15 protein-coding genes are annotated in these 17,860 nt (G+C 43.7%); 9 read left to right on the forward strand and 6 right to left on the reverse strand.

What is annotated here, in order from left to right; all coding sequences use genetic code 11:
* Positions 1-176: 176 nt before the first annotated feature.
* Positions 177-1,409 (reverse strand): MFS transporter, encoded by a 1,233-nt coding sequence (locus CXF70_RS15035; protein ID WP_101803331.1) that lies wholly within the window; start codon positions 1,407-1,409, stop codon positions 177-179.
* A gap of 130 nt (positions 1,410-1,539) precedes the next feature.
* Between CXF70_RS15035 and CXF70_RS15040 the strand changes: the two genes are divergently transcribed.
* A complete protein-coding gene (locus tag CXF70_RS15040) occupies positions 1,540-2,262 on the forward strand; it encodes a peptidylprolyl isomerase (RefSeq protein WP_101803346.1) in 723 nt (240 codons plus the stop codon).
* 53 nt (positions 2,263-2,315) lie between these two features.
* Here the strand turns inward: CXF70_RS15040 and CXF70_RS15045 are convergent, their stop codons facing one another.
* Positions 2,316-3,485, reverse strand: a complete 1,170-nt coding sequence (locus CXF70_RS15045) for a MalY/PatB family protein (RefSeq protein ID WP_101803332.1) — start codon at positions 3,483-3,485, stop codon at positions 2,316-2,318.
* 75 nt (positions 3,486-3,560) lie between these two features.
* On the opposite strand from CXF70_RS15045, the gene CXF70_RS15050 reads away from it, so the two are divergent.
* The gene (locus tag CXF70_RS15050) at positions 3,561-3,821 is read left to right on the forward strand and encodes a DUF1871 family protein (protein WP_084242471.1); all 261 of its coding nucleotides are present in this window, start codon (positions 3,561-3,563) and stop codon (positions 3,819-3,821) included.
* Positions 3,822-3,867: 46 nt separating this feature from the next.
* Here the strand turns inward: CXF70_RS15050 and CXF70_RS15055 are convergent, their stop codons facing one another.
* On the reverse strand, positions 3,868-4,086 hold the full coding sequence (locus CXF70_RS15055; protein ID WP_084242470.1) for a helix-turn-helix domain-containing protein: 219 nt from the start codon (positions 4,084-4,086) through the stop codon (positions 3,868-3,870).
* 100 nt (positions 4,087-4,186) lie between these two features.
* Entirely contained in the window at positions 4,187-5,521 is a 1,335-nt protein-coding gene (locus CXF70_RS15060) for a sodium-dependent transporter (protein WP_101803333.1), read from the reverse strand.
* A gap of 151 nt (positions 5,522-5,672) precedes the next feature.
* Between CXF70_RS15060 and CXF70_RS15065 the strand changes: the two genes are divergently transcribed.
* Together CXF70_RS15065 and yugI are read left to right on the forward strand one after the other, a co-directional pair.
* The gene (locus tag CXF70_RS15065; protein WP_101803334.1) at positions 5,673-8,297 is read left to right on the forward strand and encodes an RNA polymerase sigma factor; all 2,625 of its coding nucleotides are present in this window, start codon (positions 5,673-5,675) and stop codon (positions 8,295-8,297) included.
* A gap of 88 nt (positions 8,298-8,385) precedes the next feature.
* Positions 8,386-8,760 (forward strand): S1 domain-containing post-transcriptional regulator GSP13, encoded by a 375-nt coding sequence (gene yugI, locus CXF70_RS15070; RefSeq protein WP_084242467.1) that lies wholly within the window; start codon positions 8,386-8,388, stop codon positions 8,758-8,760.
* A 267-nt stretch (positions 8,761-9,027) separates the two neighbouring features.
* Here yugI and CXF70_RS15075 read toward each other — a convergent pair whose 3' ends face one another.
* Complete coding sequence (locus CXF70_RS15075; RefSeq protein WP_101803335.1) at positions 9,028-10,344, reverse strand: sigma 54-interacting transcriptional regulator; 1,317 nt, start codon at positions 10,342-10,344, stop codon at positions 9,028-9,030.
* A 140-nt stretch (positions 10,345-10,484) separates the two neighbouring features.
* Between CXF70_RS15075 and pruA the strand changes: the two genes are divergently transcribed.
* From pruA to CXF70_RS15095, 4 genes are all read left to right on the forward strand, one after another.
* The gene (gene pruA / locus CXF70_RS15080) at positions 10,485-12,029 is read left to right on the forward strand and encodes an L-glutamate gamma-semialdehyde dehydrogenase (RefSeq protein ID WP_101803336.1); all 1,545 of its coding nucleotides are present in this window, start codon (positions 10,485-10,487) and stop codon (positions 12,027-12,029) included.
* 78 nt (positions 12,030-12,107) lie between these two features.
* Entirely contained in the window at positions 12,108-13,301 is a 1,194-nt protein-coding gene (locus CXF70_RS15085; protein WP_101803337.1) for an ornithine--oxo-acid transaminase, read from the forward strand.
* Positions 13,302-13,383: 82 nt separating this feature from the next.
* Positions 13,384-14,628, forward strand: a complete 1,245-nt coding sequence (locus tag CXF70_RS15090) for a Glu/Leu/Phe/Val family dehydrogenase (RefSeq protein WP_084242463.1) — start codon at positions 13,384-13,386, stop codon at positions 14,626-14,628.
* Positions 14,629-14,738: 110 nt separating this feature from the next.
* Positions 14,739-15,902, forward strand: coding sequence for an iron-containing alcohol dehydrogenase (locus tag CXF70_RS15095; RefSeq protein WP_101803338.1), 1,164 nt, complete (start codon positions 14,739-14,741; stop codon positions 15,900-15,902).
* A 39-nt stretch (positions 15,903-15,941) separates the two neighbouring features.
* Here the strand turns inward: CXF70_RS15095 and CXF70_RS15100 are convergent, their stop codons facing one another.
* Positions 15,942-16,679: an MgtC/SapB family protein gene (locus CXF70_RS15100; protein WP_101803339.1), complete on the reverse strand. Its 738-nt coding sequence runs from the start codon at positions 16,677-16,679 to the stop codon at positions 15,942-15,944.
* Positions 16,680-16,784: 105 nt separating this feature from the next.
* Here CXF70_RS15100 and CXF70_RS15105 point away from each other — a divergent pair, with 105 nt between their 5' ends.
* Positions 16,785-17,687, forward strand: coding sequence for a DMT family transporter (locus CXF70_RS15105; RefSeq protein ID WP_101803340.1), 903 nt, complete (start codon positions 16,785-16,787; stop codon positions 17,685-17,687).
* The last annotated feature ends 173 nt before the right edge of the window (positions 17,688-17,860 follow it).

A 17,860-nucleotide genomic window follows, 5' to 3' on the forward strand; every position in this document is an offset into this window, starting at 1 on the left:
GTTTAGTTGAAAGGAAACAGACGCATTTCCAATGATTTATAAAGATAGGAAGAAACTCGATCGAAATAACGAAAATTTTTTATGGAAAAATCATTTTTTTGCATAAAAAAAGGCGGATTCCATATGGAAATCCGTCTTTCGAAAAGAGAATGTGACAAAATTTTAAAAAGTAAAAGTTACATCGACTTCATTTCCTGCTCAAGCAGTACGTCTTCGAAATCCTGGTCGGGTTTTGCCAGAGTGAAGCGCAGGAAGGCAAATGCCAAAACGAACAATACGCCGGTAACAATAAACACAGATGAGATTCCGATAAAACCACTGACGATACCGCCAAAAACCGGGCCGATTATATTCCCGAGAAAACGGAAACTGGTGTTATAGCCCATAATCTCACCTTGGATTTCAATAGGAGCTTCCCTGCGCATCAGTGCGGTGGTGGTCGGGATCATGCCCCCGACTGCTACACCAAACAACAGGCGCAGCACCATCAATTGCCAGAGTTCTGTAACGAAAGCCTGTGGGACGATGAAAACAAATGAAAGAAGCAGCAAAAAGCCGAGCACTTTTTCGTAACCGATCGAATCGCCAAGGCGTCCCCAGCGACGTGCGAAAAGCAGATTGCCGACACCGGCGGCACTGAATGTTACACCTGCCAGGAAAGCTACCTGTGAACTGTCGACTGTCAGCTCTGCCACATATAATGATAACAATGGCTGGATACTGAAATTTCCGATTTGAATTAATGAGGTGATTATCATGACGTTGATCAGCAGCCGGTGGTGGAGAATCCCTTGGATAATCGTTTTGCGTGCATAGACATGTGCGTCTTTATTTGGAGTCTTTTTAATTTCCTTGATTCCGAGGGCTACAAGCAATGCCGCAATACCGATAACAACCGCTGTAATTATGAAGGTATAGTCAAAACCGAACGAGTCGGCCATGAGACCTCCGATTACCGGACCGAATAAAGTGCCGGAAACACTGCCCATCTGTAGAGTGCCAAGCGTTTTACCTGCAATTTCCTTCGGAGTCTGTGTGCTGACAAATGCCAGTGAAGTGGGGATGAATCCCGTCACAACCCCCATGAACAGGCGGATCATGAATAGTTCGTGGACAGAATCTGCCGCTCCCATGAGATAAATGCTGATGGCAATACCGAAACCGTTGATGATGAGTATCGGTTTGTAGCCGTACCGGTCTGCGATGCGTCCCCAAATAGGCGACATGAACAGAGCAGCAACAAAGGTGACGCCAAATACCAGCCCTGCCCAGCGCTGGACATATTCAGCTGAAAAGTCGCCGAGCGATTCTATATATAAAGATAGAAAAGGCATAATCATCGTAGTGCTTCCCGCTACCAGGAAGTTCGTGAACATGATTATCATGAAATTTCTTTTTTGCACATCCATAGCGGATACCTTCTTTCTGAAACGTGCATCTGCCTCTATTATATATTATTTCGTCACTCGAAAAAAGAAAGATAAATTACCAGTGAATTCCGAAATCTATTGTGCTAGAATAAAGCGGGGTGAATACAAAATGAAAAAATTATTGATGCCTTTATTTATGACGGCAGCCCTGCTGGCCGCATGCGGATCGCAGGAAGCAGATAAAGAAACAAATGAAACAGACAAAGAACCGACCGAACAACAAACTGCTTCGACTGCGGAATCCAGTGGAGATTTTCCGCAATTGACGGATGAAATCGCAGAAGACGAAGCACTGGTGGATATGAACACATCCATGGGGACGATCAAGATCAAATTATTTCCGGAACTCGCTCCCAAAACAGTGGAGAACTTCCTGACTCATGCAAAAGATGGTTATTATGACGGCGTGATTTTTCATCGGGTCATCAAAGATTTCATGATTCAGGGTGGAGATCCTGAAGGAACAGGCCGAGGTGGAGAAAGCATTTACGGTGAAGGCTTTGAAGATGAAATTTCTGACAGACTTTATAATTTCCGCGGTGCATTATCTATGGCAAATGCTGGCCCTGGAACAAACGGCAGCCAGTTTTTCATTGTCCAGCTTCCGGAATTGCCTGAAGAAGGAATGCCTTCTGCCGAAGTTCCTGACGAAGTCAGGGAAGAATATGCCACAAATGGCGGAACACCTTGGCTTGACGGGAAGCACACTGTATTCGGGCACGTGGTCGAAGGCATGGATATCGTCGATGCCATCGCTGAAGTTGAAACGATTCACGGAGATCGTCCGGTTGAAGATATAGTCATCGAATCAATCGACATCATCCAGGAATAGCAAAAAGGAAGATCCCGAGTGGATCTTCCTTTTTCTTGCTTATAGGAGCACTTTCATCCAAGTGCTTTAATAATGCGGTTGACTCCGTCTTCGAGGACTGATGGAGGACATGCGACATTCAGACGCAGGAATCCCGTGCCGGCTTCGCCGTATTTCGAACCAGGTTCCAACGCCACTTTGCCGACGTTCAGCAGTTTATCCATAATTTCGGATTCTTTCATTTCAAGTCCCCGGCAGTCCAGCCACATCAGATAGGTAGCTTCAGGTTTAGGCGCTTTAATTGCAGGGATGGCCGCATTCAGTTTGTTGATCACCATATCCATATTGGAAGAAAGGACATCCAGTAATTCATCGAGCCAGACATCTCCTTCTTCATATGCCGCTTTTAAAGCGACCGGAGCAAAGGCGTTCATCATGCCAGTGCCATTTGCAGCGGCATGATTTTCCAGGCGCATCCGTTTTTTTGGATCTGTAACGATCAGCATCGAAGCTTGAATGCCGGCCAGATTGAAAGTTTTGGTTGGTGCGATGCAAGTGAAAATACGGTGCGCCTGATCACCTGCTAATTTGGCCAATGGAATATGCAGATGTGGTTTCAGAACCAGGTCTGAGTGGATTTCATCCGAAATGATAAGTACATCATGTTTTTCTGCCAGGCGAAGTATTTCTTTCATTTCATCCTCTTTCCATACTTTTCCGCCGGGATTATGCGGATGGCAGAAGATGAAGAAGGTGGCTTTTGAAAACTTTTCTTCCAAATCAGTGAAGTCGAAACTGAATTCGCCGTCTTTTTCTATCAATTCGCTGTAAAGCACTTTTCTTCCCTGGTTTTGCGGAATTGAAAAGAATGGCGGGTAGACGGGCGGTGTAACAACCACTGCGTCTCCTGGATTGGTAAATACTTGCAGAATGGCGGCAATCGCAGGAATGACTCCGGTTTGGAACATGATTTCATCATTTTTGATTTGCCAGTCATTGCGCTTGGACTGCCAGGCTGCCACCGCGCTCTTAATCTCTTCATCCATGTACGTATAGCCAAGGATCGGATGCTCAAGCCTGTTTTTAAGCGCTTCCGTAACAGGGGGAGGAGCTGGGAAATCCATGTCTGCGACCCATAGTGGCAATATTTCTGATGCATCTTCCACTTCGTAGATCATCTCCATCAGATCCCATTTGACTGAGCGGGTTTTTCTTCGTTCATGCACGTCTTCGAATAAACTCAACACAATCTCCTCTTTTCTTTTAGGTTTCTATGATATTATAGCTGTTAGCACAACAGAATGTTAGGTGAAAAACTTATGGTTAACGAAGAAATGAATAAGCAGGCTGGAATTATAATGGAAGAATGGGACCCTCTCGCTTTGGGCGGAGGTATGTATAGTAATCCGATTATTGATGTGATTGAACAGCTGCAGCTGCTTGATGATCCGAGTGGACTGGCGAAACAGATTCAAAGCATCTATCAAATCTCATTCGGGATCTGGATACCGCTGGAGAAATGTGTGGCTGTTTCCTATAAACTGTTGGCATTGAAATTTGAAGCGAAAAACATCATATAATTAGAAAAAGAGTTTCCGGCTATTGATGGCCGGAAACTCTTTTTCTTTATTGTTCTACAGGTTCCATTCCGTCCAGCAGATTGGAAGCGGGAACTTCAAGTGCATTCGAAAGCTTCATGATGGTCTGGACAGAAGGGATTTCCTCTCCTGTTTCATATGAGTGAAGTCGCGCCACTCCGACTCTTGTTTTTAAGGCAAGATCGTCGAGGGACAAATTGCGCTCTTCCCGCAGGAATTTAAGCTGGGCGTGTAAATCTTTACGCATATTCATACACTCCTTTTTTAAATGGTACTTTCTTCTAAATAAAGCATAACATAAAGCAAGCGTTTCGTTTTGCGAAATTATGTCATTTTCAGAACAGTTATCAGAAGATACCGATGATTCCCTGCACAAAGACAAAAATAATCGCCACTGGCGCAACATAGCGTAAAAGTACACGCCAGACATCCACGAGCCGTTGCTGTTCGTGCATTTCAGCATGCGCGTCTTGCTTGGTCAACACATAGCCGGCAAATAACGAGATGAATAGCGCTCCCATCGGCAGGCCGATTCGGCTCGTCAAAATATCAATGAAATCGAAGAATGTGTAGCCGAAGAATATTGGATCTGAAAAGACGCCGTATGATAATGCGCTTGGAATCCCGACAATGAAAATCGCGAGTCCCGCAAGCCATGAAATTTTACCGCGTTTATCATATTTATCCTTGACTGCTATCGAGACAGTGATTTCAAGCATTGAAATGGAAGAAGTCAATGTTGCGAAAAGAAGCAGGATAAAGAATAGGATGATCAGGAACTGGCCCATGAATAATTCATTGAATATTGCCGGCAAGATGATAAACACAAGACCTGGTCCCTGGTCCGGCAGATAATCCAAAGCAAAGACGGCCGGAAAGATAATCAGTCCCGCCATAATCGAAATGACGATATTCAATGTCACAACACTTACCGCGGAACGGCCCAGATTTTCTGTCTTCGGCAAATAGGAAGCATAAGTGATCATCCCTGCAACTCCGACACTCAGTGAAAAGAACGCCTGACCAAGAGCGGTCAATGCAGTATCAAAATTAAAGAAAGACCAATCCGGCACAAACATGAACTTTACGCCTTCCATTGCGCCGTCCAATGTCAATGATCTGATCATCAGAATGACGAAAAAAATCAGCAACGCCGGCATCATGATTTTGCTGGCACGTTCAATACCCGATTTGATGCCGCCTTGTACGATGAAAATCGTCAAGAACATGAATGCGGCTTGTGCTATCAGGACTTCTAAAGGATTCGAGATGATATTCGTGAACAATTCCCCAAAGCCGCTGTCGCTGTAATCGGATAATTGGAATAGAATCGCCCTCACCAGGTAGGAAAGGATCCATCCGCCGACTACACTATAGAAAGACAGGATCAGGAATGCGAAGATGAATCCTGACCAGCCGATCAGAAACCAAGGTTTACCCGGAGCCTGTTTCTTAAGACCGGTGACGGCATCAGCCTGTCCCCGGCGTCCGATAACAAATTCTGCGAGCAAAATCGGCAGTCCGATGAATATGGTGCTGATGATGAATAATAATATAAAAACACTGCCTCCGTTGGCACCTGTTTCATAAGGGAATTTCCAGATTGCACCCAGTCCGATGGCACTGCCGGCAGCTGCCAGGATGAATCCGAGTTTTGATGCCCATTGCTCACGTTTCTCCATTGTTTTCACTCCTATTTCAAGTAGATTTTTTCATTCTACACGAGCAACCCGCAAAAAAATAGATAAATTTGAAACTTCACTGATTTCGTAGCGTATAATAAACATATAAAGGAAGAGATTGAATATTTCAATTTTAAAAGGGGTTCTTCGAATGCAAACAGATGATTTGTTAAATAGAGCAAAAGCGGGTGACAAAGAGGCGTTGATTGCCTGGAGCAGGAGCTTTGCGCCAGCGATTGCCCAGTTCGCATACCAAGCCGGCATTGCAGAAGAGAACATCAGCTATTTTCGGCTGCAAGTCCTCAAGGATTTCAGCAACAACATTAAAGCCATTGAAGCAAATAACGCTGACAATAAAATATACGAATCGGCATTTCGAATATTGAAAGACGAACAGCTGGCTCAAAGTGAAAGGTCCAATGAACTTGCTTTGAAGTTCGAGGAAGATAAAGAAACACATAAAGCGATCCAAGAGATTTCGCTAATTGAAAAATTGGCGCTGATCCTTTTTCAATTCCATGGGAAAGATCATCACGATGTTGCGGACATCCTAGGTTTATCTGAAAGCTCCGCTGATTCGGCTATAAGTGAAGCACAATCTGAATTAAAAAAGTCCCTCATTATTGAAAGTGATGGAGATGTGCAAAAGCGGCTGGACTTACTTGCAAAATCCTATAGCAGAGTCCAATTCATCGAAATGGATGAGATTATACCTGAAGAAGTAATCGTGGCAGAAGAACTGCCTGCTGAAATGAAAAGAGAAGAGAAAACATCGGTCAATAAGAAAACATTGGCTACTTTAGCTGGTATAAGTTTATTTCTGTCGACAGTAATCGGCGCTTCCTTTTTATTCAACGAGCAGCCTGTCGAAACTCAACAGTCAGCCGCAGAAGAAGAGAATCCGACGACCGTCACCAAGGCGATGGTCCAAAAATGGGAAGCTGAGTACGAAGAGATCCGTACAGCAGCACCTGAAAGCCTTGGTTTATCGATGGAAACTTTCGAACAGCTGGAATATGTCAAAAAAGCGGATGCTCTAAAAGAGCGTACTTTCAGCCGCCAAAATGTAAAGCAGCTTCAGGATGATCCTGAACGGATGCAAGAACAGGTCGATGTCCTGATGTGGAATATCCATACGCCGAAAGGGATGCTTGATTCTGTTGAGAACTATAGAATCTTAAGTTCAGAAACCAGTAAATTCCTCGTGATTTATACGGAAAAAACAGAGCAGTTGATGACAATAGCCGACGGTTTGCTGGAAAAATATAAAGACGAACTGATGACGGCGGAAGTGAACGGTCTGCTGTCTCCGGAAAAACTCATGCATAGCCGTCAGGACTATCCGGAGGAAATTGAAAATCTGACATCTTCTTTAAGAGAATATACTTTCCAATATTCAGTCCATCCCAACGAAGAGCGCTTCCGTACTATGAGGGATATCACCAAATTCTATCAAGTACATCCATTTGGGTCGGATATGATAAGCAGTCAATACCTGGACATTCTGTGGAGTACGCCAGTTTTTGACGAGACGGGTATGCTATGGCCGGTGGAACTGTTGCCCCAAACGATCGTTACGATGTCGGCATTCATGAGTGATCCGCTTGCAGATCCGGTATTGAAAGGTGAAGTTGAGCCACAATTGCTGACTGCTTTCTTTACATTATTGAAAGGGGACGAACATATCGAAGTTTTTGACGATAAAGCAGTGGTGAAAGAAGAATTCCAGATTGCCTGGGAAAGTTTGCTTCAGTACAACAGCAATCCGGTCACTTTTTTGATGCTGCCGATTCTGGAAGAATTCGAAGAAAGCGGCTGGAGAGAATCCGCGCATTACGACCAGCTTGCATACCCGGATATTCTTTATGCAATTGACCTGGAAAACAGCGGCGAACTGGCTGCAAAACTGCCAAATGGCGATTTGCAGATAGAAACAATGAGATTTGATTTGGAAGACTACGATTACAGCGATATTCAACCGCTATATGAGGAATTCTCAGCAACATACGATCCTCAACTTCTGTCTGGAGTTGAACCGATGGACATCATCAAGCTGTATTATTATGCCAATAAAATTGAAGATATTGAAACGATGTGGCATCTGACAGCTGATGATGAGCTAAAGCCATCTTTAGAGGAGTACACCAAAAAGTGGAGAGAACAACCAGAGATTACGGAGACCATGCGAAACATAGAGATTTTCAGTGATAATTTGCACCGACAAGGCAGAAAGATTTATATTACAGCTTTTGGACAGCCTGTCGAAGCCGGCATAGAATACCAGATGGGAGCCAATTACTTTACCCTAATAACTGAACGGGACAAAATTTGGCTGATGCAGCATCAGATAAACGAGCATTACACTAAAGAAGAGAATTTCGAAGGTTATGACGCCAAAGTCCAGAACTACTATAAGAACATTGCGGAGAGCGGAAAAAGGGATGCCATCCAACTGGCTACTCCAGCAGAAATTGCTGGAATTTTCCTGCTGGCTCTCGAAAATGAAGATGTTAAAACGATGAGATTGCTGGTGAATGAAATGGACGATACCATCAGCGACGACATGTTTAAGCAACGATGGATGAATGGCCATCTGATAGCTTATTCGAAAATGACCGGTATTTCGTTTACTGCAGATGCTATTAACGCTGGCTCTAATCGAATACATGGCGGCGTCGATATCAGTATGAAATCAGATTCAATGGATGACAGGCGCTATTTACAGATGGAAAAAGTGGAGGATTCCTGGATGATTTTAGACATGTTCGGCTATTAATTTTACGCAGCTCATCTATCTGTGCTATAATATACAGATGCCAATAGGTGTATAGGATAATATAGACAAGACTAGGAGCGGGTAGAACATGACAAAAGCATATCAAACAGGTGACACAGTATCAGGTAAAGTAACAGGAATCCAGCCATACGGAGCTTTCGTGGCACTTGACGAACAGACTCAAGGCTTGGTCCACATCTCTGAAATTACTCACGGTTACGTAAAAGAAGTAAGCGAGTATCTGTCAGTTGGACAGGAAGTTGATGTTAAAGTTTTGGAAGTTGATGAGAAATCGAAAAAAATCAGCCTTTCAATCCGTGCATTACAGGAGCAGCCACCAGCGGCTCAACGCACAGAAAAGCCGAAACAATCACTTCAGTCACATGTAAACGAAAATGATTCAGAAGGATTCAATTCGTTGAAAGACAAAATGCAAGAGTGGATCAAGCGCTCTGGACAGTAAGAAAAGTGAAAGCGCCCGTTAAGCTCTGAAAGGCATAAGACAGAACAGCGGCGCGGTCCTGACCGCAGAGCTGGGCTGGCTTATGACCCGAAGAGCTGGGTGCTGGAGTCTGGACAGTTAAGAAAAGCGAAAGCGCCCGTTAAGCTCTGAAAGGCATAAGACAGAACAGCGGCGCGGTCCTGACCGCAGAGCTGGGCTGGCTTATGACCCGAAGAGCTGGGTGCTGGAGTCTGGACAGTAAGAAAAGCGAAAAATGAAGCACAGACATCACGTCTGTGCTTCATTTTTTTTTATTTTCCGTAAGCGGTACTGCAAGTTCTGCCGGCTCATGCCAAGTGACGCAGCAGCTTTCGTGACATTGCCGTTATGCAGGTCCATCGCTTTTTGCAGGTAATAGATTTCAGCTTCAAACAAATACTCTTCCAGTGGAAGCAGTTCTTTATTGGATTGCACAATAAAATCCTCCGGCTGAAGAGTTCCTATCTTTTCCGTTTTCAACTTGAAATGGTAGGGGAGCAACTCCACACCGACCGTTTCTTCAGTCGTCAGCATGGAAGTGATTTCATCGAGCAGCAACTCCAATTCCTTCAAATTCCCCGGCCATTCATATGATAGCAGCAATTTTTCAACCTGTCCGTCAACCCGCCGCACCATGGAACCGAATTTCATCCGGTGCCGCGAGAAATAATCAGTGACGAATGGCAGGATGTCTTCTTTTCTTCTGCGAAGCGGCTGAATGGGAATAGCTATCGCTGAAAAGAAATAATACAGTTCCTTCAATAATTTCTGAGCCGCTATCAATTCAACGGGATCTTCACCGACACTGGCGATGAAATAAACATCGCTGCCAGAATGTTCCTTGACCATTTCAAGAAGTTTCAATTGCAAAGGGATCGAAAGCATATCAATTCGCTCGCAATATACAGTGCCGCCAGCCCGGTTCTTCATTTCCGCTGATAACTGAGTGATCGAATCCGTTGAAGTGCCGTGGGAAAAGAGGATCGACATCTCTTCAGACCCATCGTGGTGTGCACGGTGTATTGCCTCAGCGATCAATTCCTTGCCTGTGCCTGATTCGCCAACCAACAGGACGGGCAGTTTTGCCAAAGCCGCTTTCTCGGCTGTAGCAATCACTTTTTTCATGCTTGCCGAAACTGCCGTGATGCTATTGAACGTAATCGGTTCCTCGTATTTCTTCAATGGCTGATAGACGACCTTCTCTAAAGTCGTCACATCGCGCGCCAATTCGATGGCGCCGATCATTTGGCCGTTTTCGTACACGGGATATGTGTCGTTGATTGTTGTGATTTCCTGTCCTTTGCGATTCCAGTACGTCTGTTTGGAATTCAGAACCGGAGACCCGCTTTGCAGAACTTTCAGCAAAGTGCTTTCAGCTTGGTCAAAACGGAACATTTCCAGCAGCGACCGATCAGCCAATTCCTCAAAATCGAATCCTTCGATATCTTTCATCTTTTTATTGTACAAAATCGTCTTCCCTTTCGGATCAACAGCATGGACACCTACTCCCACATGCTCTGAAGCGAATTTATAAAATGGGTTAAGATCCACTTTCACTTGCTTCATGTTAGCCACCCCAAAATTTTTTTAATATTTCAAATGAAAATGCTTGAATTATGCAGAGATCTTTTGCATTATTATAAGTGGAAACGCTTTATAAGTGCAAATTTTTTTTGCGCTTAAACCATATTCAAGGAGGATTTATAATGATTCCCTACAAACACGAACCATTTACAGATTTCTCGATCGACAAGAACCGCAACGATTATTTGGAAGGCTTGAAAACTGTCGAGGCATACCTTGGCCAGGACTATCCATTGATCATCGGTGGAGAGCGAGTTACGACTGATGATAAAATTGTTTCATTCAACCCGGCAAATAAGGAAGAGATTATCGGCCGCGTTTCAAAATCAAACAGAGAATTGGCTGAAAAGGCGATGCAGTCTGCTGATGAAGCCTTTAAGACTTGGAAGAAAGTAAAACCTGAAGTACGTGCAGATGTATTGTTCAGAGCAGCGGCAATCATCCGCCGCCGCAAGCATGAATTCTCAGCTTTGCTGACAAAAGAAGCAGGCAAACCATGGAACGAAGCGGATGCAGACACTGCAGAAGCAATCGATTTCCTTGAATATTACGGCCGCCAGATGCTTGAAATGAAAGATGGCAGACCAATGGAAAGCCGTCCAGGCGAATACAACCGCTATGACTATATTCCTCTTGGAGTAGGCGTTGTCATTTCACCATGGAACTTCGCATTCGCGATTATGGCCGGTACGACTGTTGCGGCAATGGTTGCCGGCAATACAGTCCTATTGAAACCAGCTTCTACAACACCTGTAGTAGCATATAAATTCATCGAAGTGCTTGAAGAAGCAGGTATGCCAAAAGGCGTCGTTAACTACATTCCAGGACCAGGTTCTGAAGTAGGCGACTACCTTGTTGACCACCCGAACACTCGCTTCATCTCATTCACAGGTTCAAAAGAAGTAGGTCTTCGCATCGCGGAACGTTCTTCAAAAGTCAACGAAGGCCAAATCTGGATGAAACGCCTGATTGCCGAAATGGGCGGTAAAAACACGATGGTCATCGATTCTGACGGCGACCTTGAACTTGCAGCGCAGTCGATTGTAAAATCAGCATTCGGTTTCAGCGGACAGAAATGTTCTGCAGGATCCCGTGCAGTTATAGTTGAAGATGCTTATGATCAAGTTCTTGAGCGTGTAATTGAATTGACGAAAGAATTGACGATCGGTAATCCGGTTGATCAGAACAACTATATGGGGCCGGTCATTGACGGCAACTCTTATAAAAAAATCATGGATTATATCGAAATCGGCAAAGGTGAAGGCCGTCTGGTAGCAGGCGGAGACGGAGACGATTCAAAAGGTTTCTTCGTAAACCCTACAGTTTTTGCTGATCTTGATCCAAAAGCCCGCATTATGCAGGAAGAAATTTTCGGGCCGGTTGTCGGATTGATGAAAGCGAAAGATTTCAAAGAAGCGATCGATATCGCCAATAACACCGAGTACGGTTTGACTGGTGGCGTAATCACGAACAACCGCGAACATCTTGAATACGCGCGTGAAGAATTCCACGTAGGTAACCTGTACTTCAACCGTGGATGCACTGGCGCAATCGTCGGCTATCAATCTTTCGGCGGATTCAACATGTCAGGTACAGATTCAAAAGCGGGCGGACCTGATTACATCGCGCTTCACATGCAAGCAAAAACAACTTCCGAAATGTTCTAATCAGCATTTTAATGGGTAGGTAAATATAGATGAGAAGGCAGACTGATGGTCTGCCTTTTTCAAAAGGAGGAATTTTAAATGACTAAGACTCAAGAGATTATCAACCAAACTGAAAAATACGGTGCACCGAACTACCATCCGCTTCCAATCGTCATTGCGGAAGCTGAGGGTGTATGGGTGAAAGATCCGGAAGGCAATAAATTTATGGACATGCTGTCTGCGTATTCCGCTGTCAACCAGGGCCACCGCCATCCAAAAATCATACAGGCGCTGAAAGACCAGGCTGACCGTGTGACGTTGACTTCGCGTGCTTTCCATAACGATATGCTGGCGCCGTGGTATGAAATGATCTGCAAAGTTTCCGGCAAAGAAATGGCTCTGCCGATGAATACTGGTGCAGAAGCAGTCGAAACGGCTGTGAAAGCAGCTCGCCGCTGGGCATATAATGTTAAAGGCGTTGAAGAAAACAAAGCGGAAATTATCGCCTGCGAAGGAAACTTCCACGGCCGTACGATGACAGCTGTTTCATTGTCATCAGACCCTGAATACCGCAAAGGATTCGGACCGATGCTTCCGGGCATCAACATCGTTCCTTACGGTGATTTGGACGCTTTAAAGAATGCGATTACTCCAAATACAGCTGCATTTTTAATCGAACCGATCCAAGGCGAAGCGGGAATCATCATTCCGCCCCCAGGATTCATGAAAGCTGCAAGAGAACTATGCCGTGAAAACAACGTGCTTTTCATTGCTGATGAAATTCAGGCTGGTCTTGGCCGTACTGGTAAAATGTTCGCTTGTGAATGGGAAGATGTTGACCCGGACATGTATATTCTGGGGAAAGCACTTGGAGGCGGCGTATTCCCGATCTCCTGTGTTGTAGCAGATCACGAAATCCTTGGTGTTTTCAATCCGGGATCCCACGGTTCAACATTCGGCGGAAATCCATTGGCATGTGCGGTATCCATTGCGTCAATCGAAGTTCTGCAGGACGAGAAGCTGGCTGACCGTTCACAGGAACTGGGCGAATATTTCATGAATCAACTGAAAGAAATTTCACATCCTTCTATTAAAGAAGTTCGTGGACGCGGTTTATTTATTGGAATGGAATTGAGTGAAGCTGCACGGCCATATTGTGAAGAATTGAAAGAACTCGGTTTATTGTGCAAAGAAACACATGATACGGTTATCCGATTCGCGCCGCCGTTGATTATCAGCAAGGAAGACCTTGACTGGGCTTTGGAGCGGATCCGCAAAGTATTCACTAAATAAGATCTATATGGCAAACGCTTACTGAACTGTGTTACACTGTATGCGGAGTAATTACTAAAATACAAAGAGGCGAACTAATAAAATGGCTGAAAACTTGAACTTGTTGACGTCAACGCAGAACGTTATCAGAACTGCATTGGAAAAGCTTGGATACGAAGAATCGATGTACGAACTACTGAAAGAACCTATGCGAATCATGGAAGTCCGTATTCCAGTTCGTATGGATGATGGAAAAACGAAAGTATTTACAGGATTTCGTGCACAGCATAACGACGCGGTAGGACCTACTAAGGGGGGCGTACGCTTCCACCCGGATGTCAATCGTGAAGAAGTTATGGCTCTATCCATGTGGATGACTTTGAAATGTGGTATTGTCGACCTTCCATACGGCGGCGGTAAAGGCGGGATCATTTGTGATCCGCGTGAAATGTCCATGCACGAGATTGAAAAGTTGAGCCGCGGTTATGTCCGTGCCATCAGTCAGATAGTTGGACCGAACAAAGATATTCCAGCACCGGACGTCTTTACGAATTCACAAATTATGGCCTGGATGTTCGACGAATACAGCAAAATTGATGAATTCAACTCGCCTGGTTTTATTACAGGCAAGCCGATTGTACTTGGCGGTTCGCAAGGGCGCGATAAAGCGACTGCACAAGGTGTTACAATTGTCATCAATGAAGCAGCTAAAAAACGCGGTCTGGAAATGAAAGGTGCGCGTGTAGTAATCCAGGGATTCGGCAACGCTGGCAGTTTCCTGGCGAAATTCCTTCACGATGCTGGAGCTAAAGTTGTCGGCATCTCTGACGCATATGGTGCGCTGCACGATCCGAACGGCCTGGATATCGATTATCTTCTTGATCGCCGGGATAGCTTCGGAACGGTGACAAACCTGTTCGACAACACAATCACTAACAAAGAATTATTTGAACTTGATTGTGATATCCTTGTGCCTGCTGCAATCTCTAACCAGATTACAGAAGAAAATGCCAATGATATCAAGGCTTCAATTGTTGTTGAAGCAGCCAACGGCCCTACGACAGCAGAAGCGACGAAAATGCTTACTGATCGTGGAATCCTGTTGGTGCCTGATGTTCTTGCAAGTGCCGGCGGCGTTACTGTATCCTACTTTGAGTGGGTGCAGAATAACCAGGGCTATTACTGGACACAGGAAGAAGTGGACGAAAGACTTAATAAGAAATTGGTTGATGCTTTCGAAAACATCTACAATGTTGCTACTACACGTAATATCGATATGCGTCTCGCAGCCTATATGGTTGGAGCCCGCAGAACAGCTGAAGCCGCGCGATTCCGTGGCTGGGTATAAAACATCGAAAACCGCTTGGATTTTAAATCCGAGCGGTTTTTCTAATCCAATCTTTTGCAATTGAAAATCAGAAGCTACATAATAAATGAGGAAAAGGAGGCTGAATTATTTTGAATAAATTCACATTTTACAATCCGGTTAAACTAATTTTCGGTAAAGGCCAACTAGAGGCTATTAAATCTGAGTTGCCTCAATACGGCAATAAAGTTCTCGTTGTATACGGCGGGGGAAGCATCAAGAAAAACGGCTTATATGATGAAGTTATGGAAAATTTGGCTTCTGCAGGAATGGAAGTATTCGAACTTGCGGGTGTAGAGCCGAATCCTCGTTTATCTACAGCAAAAAAAGGCATCGAAATCTGCAAAAAAGAAAATATCGACGTACTATTGGCTGTAGGTGGAGGTTCAGTTATTGACTGTACAAAACTTATTGCCTCGGGAGCTAAATATGACGGTGATGCATGGGACTTTGTTTCCCGCAAAGCCCAGCCAAAAGAGGCCTTGCCATTCGGAACGGTGCTGACACTAGCTGCAACAGGCTCCGAGATGAATGCTGGATCAGTTATTACTAATGAAGAAACACAAGAAAAATATGGGTGGGGTAGTCCTCTTTCATTCCCGAAATTCTCGGTATTGGATCCTACATATACAATGACTGTTCCTGAAGACCAAACGGTTTATGGGGTTGTTGATATGATGTCCCACATGTTCGAGCAATATTTCCACAATGCAAAAAATACGCCAGTGCAGGATCAGATGATTGAAGGGGTATTGCGGGCAGTGATCGACACAGCTCCGAAACTTATGGAAGATCTGCAGAGCTATGAGCACAGAGAAACGATTCTCTTTGCAGGAACTATGGGGTTGAATAACTTCTTGCAAATGGGTTATAACGGAGACTGGGCGACGCATAATATTGAACATGCGGTTTCTGCGGTCTATGACATTCCGCATGCAGGAGGTTTGGCAATTCTGTTCCCGCACTGGATGCGCCATAATGTCAAAGTGAACCCAGAGAGATTCGCTCAATTGGCTGTCCGCGTATTTGGAGTTGATAGTGAGGGCAAGTCTGATGAAGAAACAGCTCTGGAAGGCATTGATCGTTTGTCGGCATTTTGGACGTCGTTGGGAGCGCCATCTAAACTTGAAGACTACAACATTGATGATTCCAATTTCGAATCCATTATCGAAAAAACATTAGTGTATGGAGAGTTCGGCAACTTCAATAAGCTGAATGATAAAGACGTGCGTGATATCCTGCAAGCGTCTGTATAATATAAAAAACTGCTTGAGCCATTCAGCTCAAGCAGTTTTTTAATTCGTGATTTCAATATCCACTTGTTCGACATTGTCTATGGAATATAGATCCTGATATAAATCCAGCGTATCTTTTTCTTGAAGATATGAAACGCGGATAAAAAGTTCATGGTAACCTGACCCAGTATTTTTTTCATTATCTGGATGTGTAATGGAAATGCCTTCGATGGCAATTCCGGATTTTTTAAGCTCATCAATGACTGGTTTGATAAATTGTCTTTCCACTATAAATATTCTTACAGTTGCCTCTGTCATTCGAAGTCGTGCAGGTCCCAGCTTAATCATCAAAGGCGGCAATAATTCTATAGCCAGCAATACGATCAGAACTGTAAGTGTAGCTTCTAAATAAAATCCGGCAGCGACAGCTATACCGATACCTCCAGCTCCCCATATCATTGCAGCGGTGGTCAAACCCGATATGGAATCATTTCCTCTTTTAAGGATTACTCCAGCTCCAAGAAAGCCGATTCCTGAAACAATCTGAGCGGCTAAACGTAAAGGGTCCATCGTAATATTTACATTTTCATATTCACTGCCTTGCGCAATATATGCTGATTCGATGGATATAATAGTTAACAGACAGCTGAATGTAGAAATTACAACACTCGTTTTTAATCCGACGGGCTTCCGTTTTAATTCTCTTTCTAATCCAATAACTAAACTGAGTGCAGCTGCAATAAGCAGTTTGAGAAAAGTTTCTACAGAAGAAATCTGTAAAGCACTGAAAAATTCCATTATTAACCCCCCGATCTTTATTTCTGGTTGCTTCTATTAGTTGTAAATGGCAAACTAATCTTTAATGATTTAATTACATCAGAGAATGAAATTTGAGGTGCAAGCATGGAAAAATCAGCAATCCATCCCTATATTCCAATTATAGTAGGTGTAATATCAGTTGCAATGTCTGCAATATTTGTGAAAATGACAAATGCTGACTCAGGAGTGACTGCATTTTATAGAATGTTATTTTCAATACTGATCATGAGTCCATTATTCTTTTTTAAATATACCCATGAAGTAAAAAAGCTAAGCAAAAGAGATTGGCTCTTTACAACCATAGCCGGTATATTTTTAGCTTTTCATTTTATACTATGGTTTGAGTCTTTAAACTATACCAGTGTAGCTAGCTCGACGGTGCTGGTTACATTGCAGCCGCTATTTGCATTTGCTGGCACTTATTTTTTCTTTAAAGAAAAGTTGTCTGTCAAAACAATTGTTTCAGCACTTATAGCAATCGGCGGCAGCGTTTTAATAGCATATGGAGATTTTAAAATAAGTGGACAAGCATTATTTGGCGATATTCTAGCGTTGATTGCCTGTGCATTAATAACAGCTTATTTATTATTCGGCCAAGATATCCGAAAACGTCTTTCGTTGGTGACGTATACATTTGTAGTTTATGGCGTTAGTACAATAACATTATTCTTCTATATAGTTTTAAAAGGTGAATCTTTTGGACCGTATCCAGCTCAAGAATGGATGTGGTTTGTGCTTTTGGCTATTATTCCAAACCTCCTGGGGCATACGCTCTTTAATTGGGCGTTAAAGTGGGTGAGCACCAATGTGATATCCATTGCAATACTTTTTGAACCAGTTGGGGCAGCTGTATTAGCTTACTTTATACTTGGAGAGTATTTGAACGCCAGTCAAATCATAGGTGGAACAGTAGTGATTTTGGGGATAATGTTCTTTATAATAGACTATGAAAAAGTAAAAAAAATCTTTTTTAAGGTTTTCCCTTGATTTTTATCGGTCAAGGGTTTATATTAATACATGTCCTTAAAACAGCCCGAAAAAATATTTTAAAATAGTATTGACTTCGCAGCTTAAACAGGATATATTAATAAAGTCGCCAATGAGCGCGGCGTTATCATTTGAACCTTGAAAACTGAACAGCAAAACGTCAATAAACAACT

The organism is Planomicrobium sp. MB-3u-38 (assembly GCF_002836425.1).
In the GTDB taxonomy this organism is placed as follows: domain Bacteria; phylum Bacillota; class Bacilli; order Bacillales_A; family Planococcaceae; genus Planococcus; species Planococcus okeanokoites.

Bases quoted from the DNA above. Each gene is read 5' to 3' on its own strand.
- CXF70_RS15035 (WP_101803331.1), bottom strand. From the start codon at position 1,409: ATGGATGTGCAAAAAAGAAATTTCATGATAATCATGTTCACGAACTTC.
- CXF70_RS15040 (WP_101803346.1), top strand. From the start codon at position 1,540: ATGAAAAAATTATTGATGCCTTTATTTATGACGGCAGCCCTGCTGGCC.
- CXF70_RS15050 (WP_084242471.1), top strand. From the start codon at position 3,561: ATGGTTAACGAAGAAATGAATAAGCAGGCTGGAATTATAATGGAAGAA.
- CXF70_RS15055 (WP_084242470.1), bottom strand. From the start codon at position 4,086: ATGCGTAAAGATTTACACGCCCAGCTTAAATTCCTGCGGGAAGAGCGC.
- CXF70_RS15060 (WP_101803333.1), bottom strand. From the start codon at position 5,521: ATGGAGAAACGTGAGCAATGGGCATCAAAACTCGGATTCATCCTGGCA.
- CXF70_RS15065 (WP_101803334.1), top strand. From the start codon at position 5,673: ATGCAAACAGATGATTTGTTAAATAGAGCAAAAGCGGGTGACAAAGAG.
- yugI (WP_084242467.1), top strand. From the start codon at position 8,386: ATGACAAAAGCATATCAAACAGGTGACACAGTATCAGGTAAAGTAACA.
- CXF70_RS15075 (WP_101803335.1), bottom strand. From the start codon at position 10,344: ATGAAGCAAGTGAAAGTGGATCTTAACCCATTTTATAAATTCGCTTCA.
- pruA (WP_101803336.1), top strand. From the start codon at position 10,485: ATGATTCCCTACAAACACGAACCATTTACAGATTTCTCGATCGACAAG.
- CXF70_RS15085 (WP_101803337.1), top strand. From the start codon at position 12,108: ATGACTAAGACTCAAGAGATTATCAACCAAACTGAAAAATACGGTGCA.
- CXF70_RS15090 (WP_084242463.1), top strand. From the start codon at position 13,384: ATGGCTGAAAACTTGAACTTGTTGACGTCAACGCAGAACGTTATCAGA.
- CXF70_RS15100 (WP_101803339.1), bottom strand. From the start codon at position 16,679: ATGGAATTTTTCAGTGCTTTACAGATTTCTTCTGTAGAAACTTTTCTC.
- CXF70_RS15105 (WP_101803340.1), top strand. From the start codon at position 16,785: ATGGAAAAATCAGCAATCCATCCCTATATTCCAATTATAGTAGGTGTA.